Annotated in this window: 14 protein-coding genes and 1 riboswitch; of the genes, 1 reads left to right on the plus strand and 13 read right to left on the minus strand. The window is 65.8% G+C overall.

Translation table 11 applies throughout. From position 1 onward, the window contains the following. Positions 1 to 85: 85 nt before the first annotated feature. The 11 genes from rsfS to ACX80V_RS18995 form a co-directional block, all read right to left on the minus strand. Positions 86 to 487 (minus strand): ribosome silencing factor, encoded by a 402-nt coding sequence (rsfS, locus tag ACX80V_RS18945; RefSeq protein ID WP_058932218.1) that lies wholly within the window; start codon positions 485 to 487, stop codon positions 86 to 88. A 47-nt stretch (positions 488 to 534) separates the two neighbouring features. Continuing rightward, the gene (locus ACX80V_RS18950) at positions 535 to 1,803 is read right to left on the minus strand and encodes a hypothetical protein (RefSeq protein ID WP_485844459.1); all 1,269 of its coding nucleotides are present in this window, start codon (positions 1,801 to 1,803) and stop codon (positions 535 to 537) included. Positions 1,804 to 1,810: 7 nt separating this feature from the next. After that, positions 1,811 to 2,542: a nicotinate-nucleotide adenylyltransferase gene (nadD, locus tag ACX80V_RS18955; RefSeq protein ID WP_256468649.1), complete on the minus strand. Its 732-nt coding sequence runs from the start codon at positions 2,540 to 2,542 to the stop codon at positions 1,811 to 1,813. Then, positions 2,481 to 2,711 carry a hypothetical protein gene (locus ACX80V_RS18960; protein WP_056340536.1) on the minus strand — a complete coding sequence of 77 codons (231 nt, stop codon included), beginning with the start codon at positions 2,709 to 2,711 and terminating at the stop codon, positions 2,481 to 2,483. The genes nadD and ACX80V_RS18960 overlap by 62 nt, the downstream gene beginning before the upstream one ends. 75 nt (positions 2,712 to 2,786) lie before the next feature. Further along, positions 2,787 to 4,151 (minus strand): glutamate-5-semialdehyde dehydrogenase, encoded by a 1,365-nt coding sequence (locus ACX80V_RS18965; protein ID WP_485844460.1) that lies wholly within the window; start codon positions 4,149 to 4,151, stop codon positions 2,787 to 2,789. Between the two features lie 26 nt (positions 4,152 to 4,177). Then, positions 4,178 to 5,329, minus strand: a complete 1,152-nt coding sequence (gene proB, locus ACX80V_RS18970) for a glutamate 5-kinase (RefSeq protein WP_248760284.1) — start codon at positions 5,327 to 5,329, stop codon at positions 4,178 to 4,180. Next, positions 5,319 to 6,908: a GTPase ObgE gene (gene obgE / locus ACX80V_RS18975; RefSeq protein WP_485844461.1), complete on the minus strand. Its 1,590-nt coding sequence runs from the start codon at positions 6,906 to 6,908 to the stop codon at positions 5,319 to 5,321. Before obgE ends, proB begins: the two co-directional genes overlap by 11 nt. Before the next feature lie 117 nt (positions 6,909 to 7,025). Further along, a complete protein-coding gene (gene rpmA, locus ACX80V_RS18980) occupies positions 7,026 to 7,289 on the minus strand; it encodes a 50S ribosomal protein L27 (protein WP_056340543.1) in 264 nt (87 codons plus the stop codon). A gap of 61 nt (positions 7,290 to 7,350) precedes the next feature. Beyond that, entirely contained in the window at positions 7,351 to 7,659 is a 309-nt protein-coding gene (gene rplU / locus ACX80V_RS18985; protein WP_018773353.1) for a 50S ribosomal protein L21, read from the minus strand. 272 nt (positions 7,660 to 7,931) lie between these two features. Further along, on the minus strand, positions 7,932 to 9,530 hold the full coding sequence (gene thiD, locus ACX80V_RS18990) for a bifunctional hydroxymethylpyrimidine kinase/phosphomethylpyrimidine kinase (protein WP_485844462.1): 1,599 nt from the start codon (positions 9,528 to 9,530) through the stop codon (positions 7,932 to 7,934). Continuing rightward, positions 9,513 to 9,610: riboswitch (TPP riboswitch) on the minus strand. Its footprint overlaps the gene before it by 18 nt. A 101-nt stretch (positions 9,611 to 9,711) precedes the next feature. Beyond that, entirely contained in the window at positions 9,712 to 12,990 is a 3,279-nt protein-coding gene (locus ACX80V_RS18995) for an Rne/Rng family ribonuclease (RefSeq protein WP_485844463.1), read from the minus strand. 454 nt (positions 12,991 to 13,444) lie between these two features. Here ACX80V_RS18995 and ACX80V_RS19000 point away from each other — a divergent pair, with 454 nt between their 5' ends. Next, positions 13,445 to 14,119 carry a vitamin K epoxide reductase family protein gene (locus tag ACX80V_RS19000; RefSeq protein ID WP_485844464.1) on the plus strand — a complete coding sequence of 225 codons (675 nt, stop codon included), beginning with the start codon at positions 13,445 to 13,447 and terminating at the stop codon, positions 14,117 to 14,119. Between the two features lie 114 nt (positions 14,120 to 14,233). Here ACX80V_RS19000 and ndk read toward each other — a convergent pair whose 3' ends face one another. After that, a complete protein-coding gene (gene ndk / locus ACX80V_RS19005) occupies positions 14,234 to 14,653 on the minus strand; it encodes a nucleoside-diphosphate kinase (protein WP_485844465.1) in 420 nt (139 codons plus the stop codon). 39 nt (positions 14,654 to 14,692) lie between these two features. Next, entirely contained in the window at positions 14,693 to 15,139 is a 447-nt protein-coding gene (locus tag ACX80V_RS19010) for a DUF4233 domain-containing protein (RefSeq protein ID WP_485844466.1), read from the minus strand.

The raw sequence follows: 15,139 nt of genomic DNA on the forward strand, positions 1-15,139 counted from the left end.
CGCGGTCTCCCCGGAGCAACTCAAATATCTTAGACCAGCTTTTCCGAAAATTCCAAATCGGGCATATTCGGGCCGGCAAGGCCTGCTATTCGGAGTCGGAGGCCGCCGTCGCCTTGGCTGAAGTGTCCTCGCCCAGCTGCAGGTCAACTACCGGGCAGTCCTTCCACAGGCGCTCCAGGGCGTAGAAAACGCGGTCCTCTTCATGCTGGACGTGGATGACGATGTCCGAGTAATCCAGCAGTACCCAGCGCCCGCCGGAGCGGCCTTCGCGGCGTACCGGACGGAGGTCCTGCTTGGAAAGTTCTTCTTCGATGCCGTCAACGATGGCGTTGACCTGGCGCTCGCTCGGCGCGGATGCGATGAGGAAGACGTCTGCCAGTGCCAGCCGTTCGCTGACATCGAGGGCCACAATGTCGTGGGCAATCTTGTCCGCGGCTGCCTTGGCGGCTTGGCGGGCAATGGCGATGGATGAATCTGTTGCAGTCATGGGACTCCTTGTAGTTTTCTAAAGCTTCGTAAAAGGGCGTTGCCTGGTCAGCTGGAGATGCCGCTGACGATGAGGATAACGCCGGAAATAAGGGCCACGATCCCAAAAGCCAGGACGAGGACCTGCATAAGCCTGAGCCGCTTCGCGCGGGCCAGGCCCGCCGTCGCCGCATCCAGCGGCTCCAGCCCATGCGCTGACCGGGCCGGGATGCGTGGCAGGTCATCGAACAGATCGTCCGGCTCCCCAACTGGTGTATCGGCCACGGTGGGCTGGACGGGGACGACGCGCTTCGGTGCCGCGGCGGCCCTGGCAGCAGCCTCCGCACGGGCGATCACCCGGGAACGGCCCGAAGCGGCCGCCTGCGCAGAACCCGCGGCCGGCTCGTTGGACGTACTGGACGGCCGGCGGCCCTTGCCGCCAGGCCGGACCTTAGGTCCGGCCTGGGTCGCCAACGGCACGTAGGAGGTCGCCGGGGGTTTCATCACAGGACGGTCGACGCCGGGTACCTGCACGAACTCCAGCGGCGTGACCATGGCCAGGTTGTCGGCGGTGGCCGGGCCCGTCTGGGGAACGGATTGGGTGGCCGCGGCCTGCGGATTGGCAGCCTGCGTGGGTACTGATACTGGCTGTGCAGGGGCGGCCTGCTCGGCCAGCTTCCGCTTGGCCATCGCCCGGCGGTTCAGCACCGCCGCGCGCTCGGCCAAGGCGATCTGTTCCGCAAGAATGTCCGGATCCACTGCTTCGGGGTCCAGCGAGGCGATGTGTTCCATCTTGGCCAGCTGATTCTTGGCCTGCTCGGCGATGAGCGTGCGGGCTGCGAGTGCCTGCTCCACGCTCATGCCAGCCGGAACACCTGCACCGTTCGCCGGCGCGGTGGGCCCGGCCATATCGGCGGATACAGCAGTGTCGTGACCTGGCTTCGTTGGGGCTGGCTTAGGTTGGCTCGGCGCGGGTTGGCTTGGCAAAGGCTGCCCCATGGGAGCGGGAATGATGGGATTGGCCGAGGTGACGGCCTGTTCCTTCAGTTGCTGGAGCCGCAACTGCCTGCGCGTGGGAGGGCCTCCTGCGGAAAGCTGGCCCTCTTTCTCCTCGAGTTCCTTGATCGCACGCAGCGCCGCGCGGTCGCGGGCCCGGATCTGCGAGGACCGCTGCGCTTGGGACTGCTCGGGGACGGAATCCACCGCGGCGTCAGCCGCGCGCCGTTGTTTTGAGGCAGGCGAAACCTGGCCCGGGCCGTTGGACCCGGGAGCCGTGTTCTCATCTCTGGCCTGCCGCAGTTCGCGGCGGCTGCGGACGGGGGGCTTTTCCTGACTCATTGAGGACTCATTCAGTACTGGCTGGCTCGTCTGTTTCGGTAGTTCGGACGTCCTCGGGATCTGATCCCTCGGCGTACAGACCATATTTGGCGATGTATTGGACCACTCCGTCCGGCACGAGGTACCAGACGGGGTTGTTCCCGGCTACACGGACACGGCAGTCCGTGGACGAGATGGCCATGGCAGGCACCTCGAGGAGGCTGACGTCCTTGCGGCCCATGCCATCAAGCACATGTCCCGGCCGTGTCACACCGACAAAATGGGCCAGTGACCACAGCTCGTCGATGTCCTTCCAGGACAGAATCTGCGCCAGCGCATCCGCACCGGTAATGAAGAACAGATCCGCATCCGGACGTTGGGTCCGGAGATCCCGCAAGGTATCAATGGTATACGTGCGACCGGGCCGGTCAATATCCACCCTGCTGACGGTGAAGCGGGGGTTCGATGCCGTGGCGATCACCGTCATGAGGTAGCGGTGCTCAGGCTCACTGACCTGCTTGTGCGACTTTTGCCACGGCTGCCCGGTGGGGACAAAGACCACTTCATCCAGGCCGAACTTGGCGGCCACTTCGCTGGCTGCAACAAGGTGGCCGTGGTGGATGGGATCAAACGTCCCGCCCATCACGCCCAGCCGCAGCCGCCTTTGCGCACCGTCACGGTGCAGAACACGGGAAATTTCAGTGGCCTTGGCCGTGGTCGTGCTTGTTGGGGTGCTGGCGGTGCGGATCGGCGTGCTCATCCGTTACGGTGTGCCGGTTGCCCAGGTTCGAGTAGGAGAGCGTAACGAACATCATCACCAGCAGGATGGCGAAAATGGATACGCCGAACACCCACGGCTCAGCCCAGATCGGAGCGGGTGCGTGTTCTCCGCCTTCGGCAACGGTCATGGCGATCTGCTGGAGCAGCATTTTCTCCCCTAAGGTTCAAGGATGTGGCAGCGGATTGTCCCGCCGTTCCGGACTTCTGTCTATATTACCGCGTTGCTACCCGCGGACCTGGCCCTCGCCCTGCACGATCCACTTAGTGGTGGTGAGCTCTGTCAGTCCCATCGGGCCGCGGGCGTGCAGCTTCTGCGTGGAGATGCCAACCTCGGCACCGAGGCCCAGCTCGCCGCCGTCGGTAAACCGCGTGGACGCGTTGACGATGACCGCGGCAGAGTCAACCTCGGCGATGAACCGCTCCGCGTTGGCCAGGTCGTTGGTGAGGATCGCTTCGGTGTGGCCTGTGGACCAGGTCCGGATGTGCTTGACGGCGTCATCCAGGCTGTCCACCATTGCGACAGCGAGGTCCAGGTCCATGTACTCGGTTCCCCAATCCTCATCCGTTGCCGGCACGGACTCAACAGATGAAGGCAGCGCCGCACGGATGCGCTCGTCGGCGTGGAGGGTGACCCCGGCGCCGCGCAGCGCGGCGGCGACGGCGGGCAGCACGGTGGACCGCGAATGGACCAGCAGCGTCTCCACGGTGTTGCAGACACTGGGCCGCTGGGTCTTGGCGTTCAGCAGGATCTCCACCGCCATGTCCTCGCTGGCGGATTCGTCGATGAAGATATGCACGTTGCCCTCGCCGGTCTCGATGACCGGCACGGCGGCGTTCAACACCACGGACTGGATCAGATCCCGGCCCCCGCGCGGAATCAGGACATCAACCCGGCCGCGGGCCCGCATCAGCGCATTCGCGCCTTCCCGTCCGTACTGGTCCACTGTCTGCACGGCATCGGCGGGAAGGCCCACACCGTCCAGGGCTTCGCGGAGAACGTGGACCAAGGCGTCGTTAGTGGCTGCAGCGGCGGTGCCGCCGCGGAGGATAACGGCGTTGCCGCTCTTGAGCGCGAGACCGGCGATGTCAACGGTGACGTTGGGCCGGGCCTCGTAAATGGCTGCGACGACACCCATGGGCACGTTGATTTGGCGCAGGCGGAGACCGTTGGGCAGCGTCTGGCCGCGGACCACGTTGCCTACCGGGTCGGGCAGGTTGGCAAGGTTTTCCAGGGCGTCAACGAGCCCGGTAATGCGGGCGTCAGTAAGCGTCAGCCGGTCCAGCATGGCCGCCGAGGTGCCGTTGGCCTTGCCGGCGGCAACATCCTTGGCGTTGGCGGCCAGGATCTGGTCCTTCCGCGCCAGCAGGGCAGCTCCGATGGCGCGCAGGCCACGGTCCTTCCAGGCCCTGTTGGCACTCGCCATCCGGCGGGCCGCGTGCTTGGAACGGTCGGCGACGGCGTGGACCGCCGCTTCGACGTCCTCGGCGGACAACGGAACGGCAGCTGATGCAGGCGCTTCCGGGGCAGCGGGAACAGCAGTGGTATCCCCGGAAATCGCAGCAGTGTTGTGAATCAGTGCCTCAGTCATGATCCAAGTTTAGGCGAGCCGCAGGCTCAGACCAGCACCAGGTCGTCAACGTGAACAACTTCACGGTCATATCCGCGGCCCAGCGCCTTGCCAAGCTCCTTGGTGGACCGTCCCAGCATCTGGGGCAGTTCCGCGGCGGAGTAGTTGACGAGGCCGCGGGCAATGACGGTGCCGTCGGCACTGACGATTTCGACGGCGTCGCCCGCCTCAAAATCGCCGTCCACCGCGGAGATGCCGGCCGGAAGCAGCGAAGTGCGGCGGTGGCGCACTGCCTTGACGGCGCCGTCGTCGAGGATCAGCCTGCCATGCACGGAGGCAAGGTGCTCAAGCCACAGCAGCCGGACCGGCTTGCGGGCGCCATTGACCTTGAACCAGGTGCCAACGTCCTCGCCGGCCAGGGCGGCGGCGGCGTTGGCGGTGGACGTGACCAGGGCATGGATCCCTGAACCGGCCGCGATGGTGGCGGCTTCCACTTTGGTGGTCATGCCGCCGGTTCCGACGCCGGCTTTGCCTGCCTTGCCGATGGTGACGCCGTCGAGGTCGTGCGGACCTTCCACGAGCGGAATCCGCTTGGCGCCGTGCGACGGCGGACCGTCATAGAGGGAGTCGACGTCGGAGAGGAGCACCAGCGCGTCGGCGCGGACGAGGTGGGCCACCAGGGCCGCAAGGCGGTCGTTGTCACCGAAACGGATCTCGTGCGTGGCCACGGTGTCGTTTTCGTTGACCACCGGTACCACGCCAAGGTTGAGGAGGCGGTCCAGGGCACGGAAGGCGTTGGTGTGCTGGCTCCGGCGCATCAGGTCATCGGCGGTGAGCAGCACCTGGCTGACGGTTACGCCGTGGGCGCCGAACGCCTGGGTGTAGCGGGCCATGAGCAGTCCCTGGCCCACGCTGGCCGCGGCCTGCTGCGTAGCCAGGTCCCGCGGCCGCTTGGCGAGACCCAGCGGTGCCAGGCCGGCCGCGATGGCGCCGGAGGACACCAGGATGATCTCGGTCCCGGAGTTCCGCTTGGCTGCCAGCGCATCGGCGAGGGCGGTCAGCGATTCTTCCGAGATGCCGCCCTTGATGCTGGTCAGCGACGATGAGCCGACCTTAACAACAATCCTGCGGGCATCCGAGAGCACACTTCGGTCCGCGGCGCGCTTCCGCGGGACCGCGGAGACGGAGCTACTGGTCATCTTCTGCGCCCAGTCCACTCTCCTTGACCGGCTTGGCGACGCGGCGGCCGCTGACCGATTCGGTCCAGATCCCGGCCTTGCGCTCGGCTTCGAGCTCGGCGCGGGCGGCGGCCTTGGCCTCGCGGCGTTCCACCTGCTCGTCCCGCTTCTGCCCGCGGGTGGGCCGGTCGCCGATGTCGGCGAAGCGGACGTCGGTGCCACGCGGTGCCGCCAGCAGTTCGGCGCCGGCCATCATGGTGGGCTCCCAGTCGAAGACGACGCCGTCGTCCTCGCCGATCACCACGGTGTCGCCCGGCGTGGCGCCCTGCTTGAACAGTTCGTTTTCGACGCCCAGCTTGGCCAGGCGGTCGGCGAGGTAACCGATGGCTTCCTCGTTGGTGAAGTCGGTCTGCTTGACCCAGCGGACGGGCTTGTCGCCCAGGACGCGGAACAGCGGCTCGAGGTTCTTCTCCTCGCGGCGGATCTTGAAACCGGATTCGTTGACGGCGCGGGGCCGCAGAACGGGCGGCTGGACCTTGGGCGGGGCGGCCGCGAGGGCGTCGCGGGCGGCCTGGACAATTTCCGCCATGGCAAAGCCCAGCTGGCGGAGACCCTCGTGGCTGGTGGCCGAGATCTCGAAGACCCGGTAGCCGCGTGACTCGAGTTCCGGGCGGACAAATTCAGCCATGTCCTTGCCGTCCGGGAGGTCCACCTTGTTCAGGGCCACCAGGCGCGGCCGGTGGTTCAGCGGAACCACTTCGCCGTCGGTACCCGCGTAGCTCATGTCCACGGAGTATTTTTCCAGCTCGGCCTCGATGATGGCCAGGTCTGCCAACGGGTCACGGTCGGATTCAAGCGTGCCGCAGTCCAGCACGTGCACCAGGGCGGCGCAGCGCTCGACGTGGCGCAGGAAGTGGTGGCCAAGGCCCTTGCCTTCGCTGGCGCCCTCGATGAGGCCCGGGACGTCGGCAATGGTGAAGCGGACATCGCCGGACTGGACAACGCCCAGGTTCGGGATCAGCGTGGTGAAGGGGTAATCGGCGATCTTGGGCCGAGCGGCGGACATGGCCGCGATCAGGCTGGATTTGCCGGCAGAGGGGAAACCCACCAGCGCGATGTCGGCGATGGACTTCAGTTCCAGCACAATATCGCTGGCGTCACCCTCGATGCCCAGCAGGGCGAAGCCCGGGGCACGGCGCTTCTGCGAGGACAGCGAGGCATTGCCCAGGCCGCCCAGGCCGCCGGCGGCCGCCACATACTCGGCGCCTTCGCCGACCAGGTCCGCCAGGACGGTGCCGTCCTTGGACTTGACCACGGTGCCGTCCGGTACGGGCAGGATGAGGGTCTCGCCGCTCTTGCCACCGCGCCAGTCACCCATGCCGGGGCCACCGTTGGTGGCGTGGCGGTGCGGGGCGTGGTGGTAGTCAAGCAGCGTGGTGGTCTGGTGATCAACGCGCAGGATGACGTCGCCGCCGTCGCCGCCGTTGCCGCCGTCGGGACCGCCCAGGGGCTTGAACTTCTCCCGGTGGACAGAGACACACCCGTGGCCGCCGGTACCGCCGGATACGTGCAGTACTACCCGGTCTACAAAGCTCGCCACGTGGATCTCCTCAGTGCTGTTTCCTGTACGCCCAAAGGCGCCAAGACGATTGTAATGCGGTTAAAAGAACAGTGGAGCGGACCAAAATGGCCCGCTCCACCGCTTCAGAACTATTTGTTACTCTGCAGCTGCAGCAGCAACGATGTTAACAACGCGGCGACCGCGGCGGGTGCCGAACTGGACGGCTCCCGGGGCCAGTGCGAACAGTGTGTCGTCGCCGCCACGTCCAACGCCGGCGCCCGGGTGGAAGTGGGTGCCACGCTGGCGAACGATGATCTCGCCTGCGGAAACTACCTGGCCGCCGAAGCGCTTGACGCCGAGGTACTGGGCGTTGGAGTCACGACCGTTGCGAGTGGAACTCGCGCCTTTTTTATGTGCCATTTGAAATGCCTGCCTTTAAATTCTGGGGAATCTGCTGAAGAACCTGAACAGTAACGAAGAGTTACTTGATACCCGTGATCTTGACCTTGGTCAATTCCTGACGGTGACCCTGGCGCTTCTTGTAACCGGTCTTGTTCTTGAACTTCTGGATGACGATCTTCGGACCACGGAGGTCTTCGAGGATCTCAGCCGTAACCGTTACCTTGGCCAGGTCCGCAGCAGCAGAGGTGACTTTGTCACCGTCTACCAGGAGCAGTGCGGGCAACTCAAAGGTGCTGCCGGCTCCACCGGGGACGCGGTTCAGGGTAACGAAGTCTCCAACGGAAACCTTCTCTTGGCGGCCGCCTGCGCGGACAATCGCGTACACCACTTGGGAACTCACTTCTCTCGACGTTTATTACTAAATTTGCGTGCTGAACCCTGTTCCATAATTGGCTGGGTTCTCGCTGTGCCTCAACGCCGTGGGGTCGTAACCCAAGTGTTGGCGTAAGCACCGAAGATCTAGAATACGCTAATTTTGCCTTCGGCCGCAAATGAGGCTGGTTACGGCAGGTTGTCTGTGATAGGACCCACAAGCAGGTACTGCACTGACAATCCAAAACCGTGCCTGACTATCGTACAGGCCGCACGGGCCGCAGCCTGTCAGGAATGAATTCGCGGCGCGTCGAAGAATTCCACCTCAAACCGGCACGACTGCCTGAAAGCCACCAGCATCGCCGCCCGTTCATCCGCGGAAGCACTCCGGCCGGCGTCGTCAGCCAAGGCGATGGCGTCACGCGTGGCCTGGGCGAAATCCTCGTCAGCATAGGCCCGCAGCCAGTCGGCATAAGGATGTGCTGCCGGTGCACCCGCAGCCAGGAACTCCTCGTGGAGGGTCTGTCCCACTTCGGCATACAACCAGAAGCACGGCAGCACCGCCGCAACGAGCACCGCGTAGCTGCCGGAGGCCGAGGCCGCCAGCAGGTGGTCCACGTAGGACTTGGTGACAGGTCCCAGGACAGAGTCCACTGTCCTGGTGCTTAGCCACGTGCGGTGCAGTTCGGACTCGACCTCAAGGCATTGCTGGGCCGACTTTGCCCAGAACAGCTGGGCGGCTTCCGTGGGCGCCAGCGCGCTGGCCCGGGCGAGGACCCGCGAATAGCCGTTGAGGTAGATGGCGTCCTGGGCGAGGTAATAGGCGAACTGTTCCTCAGCCAACGTGCCGGCCGTCAGGTCGCGGATGAAATCCAGCCCGTAGATGGCTGCAAGATCCGGCTCCGACGCCCGGCGCAGCGTCTCTGCGAACTCGCCGACTGCCGGAATCTGTTGCATGTGGTGGAAGTGGTTGATGGGGCCATTGCCCTCGCCCACCTCAAGTTGGTCAGAGGCCTGCAGCGCGCCCACCAGCCAGGGCTTCACCTGCCGTAGTGCGGCTTCCCAGTCCCCCAGCCGGGCCTGAGCCGTGGCCATGGCCGACGACAGCGAGCAGCCGGTGCCGTGGCTGTTGCGCGTGGGGATCCTGTCCCCGCTCACTTCCACCACCTCCTGGGCGAGCAGCCCGGCAGCGTTGACCAGGGCATCCGGGCACGCACCGCCGTCGAGATGGCCGCCCTTGACCAGGACGGTGGCACCGGTCGCGGCGGACAACCGCTGCCCCTGCCCGAGCGCGTCGTGCCATTCCCTCGCCTGCGGCTCCCCCACCAGGATGGCCAGTTCGGCCAGGTTGGGGGTGATCAGGTCCACGAGCGGGAGCAGCTCCCGCAGGGCCGCCTCGGAAGACTCCTGCAGCAGCCGGTCGCCGCTCGTGGCCACCATGACCGGATCAAGAACGACGACGGCGGGACGCACCTTTTCCAGCCAGTCGCGGACCACGCCTATCACCGCAGCGTCGCCCAGCATGCCGATCTTGACCGCGTCGATGGTGATGTCATCGCTGATGGCATCGAGCTGCTGGCCCAGGAAGGACGCAGGCGGGACGTGAACCGCCTGGACCCCCTGGGTGTTTTGGACCGTCAGCGCGGTGATGGCCGCCATGCCGTAGCCGCCAAGGGCTGCAATGCTTTTGAGGTCGGCCTGGACGCCCGCGCCCCCTGAAGGGTCCGATCCGGCAATGGACAGCACCCGCGGAACGTCACGCAGCACCCGGACCGCAGAAGAGCGGGCTGGTGCGGGCCGGACCTCAGCCCGGGTTGCTGGGGTTTCCGGCAGAGCCGCCGCGGGTGTTGCAGGAGGAAGGACAGAAGTTGAAGCCAAAGGAGACATCCCTTCGCCGGTGCTAACCGGACAGGTTCAACGGGTGTGGATCTCAGCCGGCTCTCTGCGCGGCACCCCGTGTCAGTCACCAGCCTAGCGTTCCTCGCGACTTAACGCCGGACGCCCGGACGCAGCCTGTGATTCACAGGCACGTCCGGGCGCCGTTGTATTGGCTTGCCCTACTGCTTGGTCAGAGCTCCGAGGCCGGAACTCCTACGCCCAGGATGATGGGCGCGTTGGCGGCAACCGGTTTGTCGGCCACAGGAGCCTTGACGGGCTCCGGCGCCTTGGCGGCGTGGGTGTGTCCGGCGGCAGCCGCCGGAGCGGCTTCGTGATGCTCTACGGACGTGGCGTTGGCTGCGCCCTGGGCGCGGCTGGCACTCCGGTTCCGCCGGGGACGGCGGGCGCGGGGCTCCTCGGTGTGGTCGGAGTAATCCTTCTCCGCCGCGGCTGGCTGCTGCTGGCGGGCAGGTTCAGCCGGCTGGGTTTCAGTTGCCTGGAATGCCGACGGCTTGCTTTCCGCTACAGGTGCCGGCTCGCCAAGGTGCGCGAAGGCCTCCGCGAGGCGATCAAGTGTCAGGGCAGGTGAGTGCGGCTGGTCATCGTGGTGCGCCACGAACGGAAGCACAACCTGCTCGCCGCCGAATGTCAGCACTGCGGCCGGACGGCCGTTGGAGTCCGTTTCGGACCGCTCAGCCGGAGCCGGCACCGCAGCCGCAGGCTGCCGGCCCGCGGCGGCTGATGCGTGAGCCACTTCGTCGTCGTGCAGGTGCGCAGCGTGGGCTGCGGCCGCAATGTTCGCAAGCGCTGCCCGCGTGGCCTCCGCCTTGGCATGTCGCTCGGCATCACTGGCTTCCGGGTGGACCGTGTGGATCTGCACCGGAGCTGCCGGTGCCGTTTCCAGCGGCTGGCCGCCCCGTCCGCGGCGGCGCTTCCGGTCAGTGCGGCCACCCGGCTGGCTGTCCGGGCGCTGGCTGTCAGTCCGCACGCTATCGGTGCGCTGGGTTTCCGGGCGGCTGTCCACACGCTGCACGTGGTGCTCCGCGGCTACAGTGTTGGCGCGGCGGTGTTCCACGGGGTCGTCGTGGGTGACAATTCCGCGGCCTGCACAGGTTTCACACTGCTCGCCGAAGACTTCCAGGAGCCCGGTGCCCATGCGCTTGCGCGTCATCTGTACGAGGCCCAGCGAGGTCACTTCGGCCACCTGGTGCTTGGTCCGGTCGCGGCCCAGGCATTCCACCATGCGGCGGAGGACAAGGTCGCGGTTGGATTCGAGGACCATGTCGATGAAGTCGATGACGATGATGCCGCCGATGTCGCGGAGCCGGAGCTGCCGGACCACTTCTTCAGCTGCCTCGAGGTTGTTCTTGGTGACGGTTTCCTCGAGGTTGCCGCCACTGCCGGTGAACTTGCCGGTGTTGACGTCCACCACGGTCATGGCTTCGGTACGGTCGATGACCAGCGAGCCGCCCGAAGGCAGGAAGACCTTGCGTTCCAGGGCCTTGTGGATCTGCTCATCGATCCGCCACGCAGCGAAGATGTCCTGGTCCTTGGTCCACTTTTCCAGGCGGCCCACGAGGTCCGGGGCAACGTAGGTGACGTAGGCCTCGATGGTGTCCCAGGCCTCTTCACCGGAGACGATCAGCTTGGAGAAGTCCTCGTTGAAGACATCACGGACCACCTTGATGGTGAGGTCAGGTTCGCCGTAGAGCAGCTCCGGGGCGAGGATCTTGGTGGACGTGGACTGGCTTTCGATGCCCTCCCACTGGGCCCGCAGCCGGTTGATGTCGTGCGTGAGCTCCTCTTCCGAGGCGCCTTCGGCAGCGGTGCGGACGATGACGCCGGCGTGCTCCGGGAGGCGGTCCTTGAGGATGCGCTTGAGGCGGTTTCGCTCGACGTCGGGCAGTTTGCGGGAGATTCCGGTCATGGAGCCGCCGGGTACATAGACCAGGTAGCGGCCGGGCAGCGAGATCTGGCTGGTCAGGCGTGCACCCTTGTGGCCCACGGGATCCTTGGTGACCTGGACCAGGACGGTGTCGCCGGACTTGAGCGCGTTTTCGATCCGGCGCTGCTTGCCTTCGAGGTTAACGGCTTCCCAGTTCACTTCACCGGCGTACAGGACGGCGTTGCGGCCGCGTCCGATGTCAACGAACGCCGCTTCCATGGACGGCAGGACGTTCTGCACCTTGCCGAGGTAGACGTTGCCGATCAGGGAGTCCTGCTGGGTCTTGGAGACAAAGTGCTCGGCCAGGACGCCGTCTTCGAGGACGCCGATCTGGATTCTGTCGTCGCGCTGACGGACGATCATCTGCCGGTCAACTGATTCGCGGCGGGCCAGGAACTCGGCCTCGGTGATGACGGTGCGGCGGCGGCCGGTGTCGCGGGATTCGCGGCGGCGCTGCTTCTTGGCTTCGAGGCGGGTGGAACCCTTGACAGACGTGACGCGGTTGTTGACCGGCGCTTCGGTCGCGGCGCGCGGCGCGCGGACACGGGTCACCGTGTTGGGCGGGTCGTCGCCTTCTCCTCCGGTCAGTTCCAGATCCTGGTCGCCACGGCGGCGGCGACGACGACGGCGGGACGTCACGCCCTCATCGGCCTGCCCGGCGGATTCCTCATCGGTTTCTTCGGCTGCGCCTTCGTCGCCTTCGCTATCACCGTCAGCATCGCTTTCGCCTGTGCGGCTGCGTCCACGGCGACCACGGCTGCGGCGCCTGCGGCGGCCGTTGGCGTCGTCCGCTTCGCCGTCTTCGGCGTCGTCCTCTTCCGGCTCTTCAACCACGGCAGCAACCGGCGCGGGGCGGACCACAGTGCTGAGGTCGGGGGCCTGGAAAAGCACCGATGTGGTGGACGCCGGCTCAAGGAACAGTGAACTGAACGGGCTGGCAGTCTCAGCAGCAGCTGGCTCTTCAGCCGGCGCGGCGGCAGCGTTGATCGGGGCAGCGTTGACGGGGGCGACGGCGGCTGCTGCGGGCGCCGCAGCGGCGACCTCCTCTGCTTCCGGGGCCTGCGTTGCTGCAGTTTCAGGGGCTGCCTGCTCCGGAGCTGTCTGTTCTACGGCCGCGGGAGCGACGTCGGGGGCCGAGGTTTTGCGGGTGGCCACGCGGCGGCGGCGGACAGGCTTGGTCTCCGCTGCAGCCTCAGGCGCTGCAGCTTCGGCCGCGTGTTCGACGCCGGCAGTATCTACGGCGGTCTCGGTAACAACGGCGGCAGGTGCTTCCAGAACCTCAGCAGCGAAGGCCGGCAAGGGTTCGGCGGCGACCACCGTCTTACGTGCGCGGGTCCGGCGGACCGGCGTCTTGGGTTCCGGAGCGGCATCCGTCGCAGGCTCAGCCTCGGCGGCGTCATTCACCGGTACGGCCTCTGCGGCCTTCGGCACTGCCTTCCGACGTGTCCGGGTAGCCTTCTTGGGCGCTTCCGTAGCCTCGGCGACGGCTTCATCATTAACGGCTGGTGTTTGTTCGTTTTCCATATGTGGCAACACTCCTGCCCCTGACGTACCGCCACATCCGGCACCCATTGGGGCACATATTGTCAAAACCCGCAGGCGTTGACAGAAGTCAAGTGGATACTCCCAGGTTCGCACCGGCAGAGGGGTGCGGCAGCCCGTGGGAGCCGTCGGCTGTGTCCTGAAACCCGTTGTTCTAAACGCCACAACCAGGTGCCGACCAATGGAATTGCGGGAAGCCGGATCAGAGAATCCGAAGCCTGCCCTGCTCATCATTGGCGGTCTTGAAACAAGCCACCGGACCGGAGTCCGAATGTGGGTCGGCCTCCAGCCATGTTCATTCTCTCACACCCGGACTGAAAGGCGGCGGAACCACGGGCAACGGATCGGTACCTGGGGGCACTGACTGAATGCTGCTTCCAGTCACCGGCGTTACAATCGGGGCAAGGAGCACCCGAAGCAAAGGACGCCACACACCATGCCCAGCATTTCCTCCCACGGCACCGACACGCCGGCTGCCTCCCCTGCGGCGGAGCCCTTTCCCGCCACGCCCGGGACTGTGCCACCGATGGCACGTAACCGGCCCCTCGGCTGGCTGATGGTCATCACCGGCGCCATCGGCTGGCTGGCCTCGGGAACGCTGGTCCTGGAAAAGCTCGCCGTCCTCGAGGATCCGAATCACGTAACGGCCTGCGACGTTAATCCGTGGATCTCCTGCGGCCAGGTCATGCAGACGTGGCAGAGCTCGGCGTTCGGGTTCCCCAACATGTTTATTGGCATCGTGGCGTTCGCCGTCATCATCACAGTGGGCATGGCCCTGCTCTCCGGCGCCACGTTCGCCCGCTGGTACTGGGCAGGACTCCAGGCCGGCGTGACGCTCGGCTTCGCGTTTGTGGTGTGGCTCTGGTCCCAGGCACTCTACGACATCCATGTCCTGTGCCCGTTCTGCATGATTGTCTGGGCCGCGATGATCCCGCTCTTCGTCTGGGTGACCATCCGCAACGTCGTCCACGGCGTCATCCCCGTCCCGGCAGGTACTGCACGTGTGCTGGGCGAATCGGGCTGGATCATCACGGCGCTGCTGTACGTGGCGGTCATCGCCACCATCTTCTTTGCCTTCATCCAGGTGTTTGCCGGAACCTCGGGCTTCTGACGCGAGCCCCGCACAAAACGCACAGAAGGCGCCAACGGACAAGCGCGAACGGACACTTGAGGCCCCGGTTTCCCGGGGCCTCAAGTGTCCGCTCGCGCTGTGGGCGGGTGGACGTTAGTCCTGGAACCAGATCTTGATTTCGCGCTCGGCCGAGTCCACGGAGTCGGAGCCGTGGACCAGGTTCTGCTGGGCCTTCAGGCCCCAGTCGCGGCCGAAGTCGCCACGGATGGTGCCGGGAGCCGCAGTGGTGGGATCGGTGGTGCCGGCCAGGGACCGGAAGCCTTCAATGACGCGGTGGCCTTCGAAGATCGCGGCCACCACCGGTCCGCTGAGCATGAATTCAACGAGGGGCTCGTAGAACGGCTTGCCCACGTGTTCTTCGTAGTGCTGCTCCAGCAGTTCCCGGCTGGCGTCAACCTTCTTCAGTTCGGCGAGGGTGTAGCCTTTGGCCTCAATGCGGCCCAGGATGGCGCCGCTGAGGTTGCGGGCAACGCCGTCGGGCTTGATCAGTACCAGGGTGCGCTCAATGGTCATAGCTGCTCCAATGCGTAATGGGTGGGTTTCGGGACAATTCTACGAGGCTTCCGGGGCGTCCCCGTGCGCCGCGTTCCATTCGGCCTGTTCGCGTTCGCGCTTTGCCGCTTCGGAATCGATCCTGATGCCGGTGCGGATTCCGTACCACCAGGCAAGGCCGAACAGCGCGCCAACAAGGAACATCATGGGCTCGACGATGCCGGTGAGGATGAGCACAATCTGCAGGATCCAGCCCAGTCCCACGCCCCAGGGCTTGGACAGCACCGCGCAGGCCAGGATCATCACTACGCTCAGTGCGATGCCGATGCCCAGGATCAGCGCCGGCGGAAACTCGCCGCGCCTGAGTCCAAAGACGGCCAGCGTTGCGAAAAAGACCACAAACGCTTCAAGCAGCAGGACGGTGGAGGCAAACATCACCTTGGTGGACCGGCGCTTCTTGGGCATTCCCGGGCGCCATTCGCGCTGGGCTTTGGTCAGCTTGGCCAC

This window comes from Pseudarthrobacter arbutini, assembly GCF_054510915.1.

What these genes read in the sequence shown, in the direction of transcription:
- ACX80V_RS18960 (WP_056340536.1), bottom strand. Translation starts at nt 2,711, where the DNA reads ATGCTGCTCCAGCAGATCGCCATGACCGTTGCCGAAGGCGGAGAACAC.
- ACX80V_RS19000 (WP_485844464.1), top strand. Translation starts at nt 13,445, where the DNA reads ATGCCCAGCATTTCCTCCCACGGCACCGACACGCCGGCTGCCTCCCCT.
- ndk (WP_485844465.1), bottom strand. Translation starts at nt 14,653, where the DNA reads ATGACCATTGAGCGCACCCTGGTACTGATCAAGCCCGACGGCGTTGCC.
- ACX80V_RS18965 (WP_485844460.1), bottom strand. Translation starts at nt 4,151, where the DNA reads ATGACTGAGGCACTGATTCACAACACTGCTGCGATTTCCGGGGATACC.
- rpmA (WP_056340543.1), bottom strand. Translation starts at nt 7,289, where the DNA reads ATGGCACATAAAAAAGGCGCGAGTTCCACTCGCAACGGTCGTGACTCC.
- proB (WP_248760284.1), bottom strand. Translation starts at nt 5,329, where the DNA reads ATGACCAGTAGCTCCGTCTCCGCGGTCCCGCGGAAGCGCGCCGCGGAC.
- ACX80V_RS18995 (WP_485844463.1), bottom strand. Translation starts at nt 12,990, where the DNA reads ATGGAAAACGAACAAACACCAGCCGTTAATGATGAAGCCGTCGCCGAG.
- nadD (WP_256468649.1), bottom strand. Translation starts at nt 2,542, where the DNA reads ATGAGCACGCCGATCCGCACCGCCAGCACCCCAACAAGCACGACCACG.
- ACX80V_RS18950 (WP_485844459.1), bottom strand. Translation starts at nt 1,803, where the DNA reads ATGAGTCAGGAAAAGCCCCCCGTCCGCAGCCGCCGCGAACTGCGGCAG.
- rsfS (WP_058932218.1), bottom strand. Translation starts at nt 487, where the DNA reads ATGACTGCAACAGATTCATCCATCGCCATTGCCCGCCAAGCCGCCAAG.
- thiD (WP_485844462.1), bottom strand. Translation starts at nt 9,530, where the DNA reads ATGTCTCCTTTGGCTTCAACTTCTGTCCTTCCTCCTGCAACACCCGCG.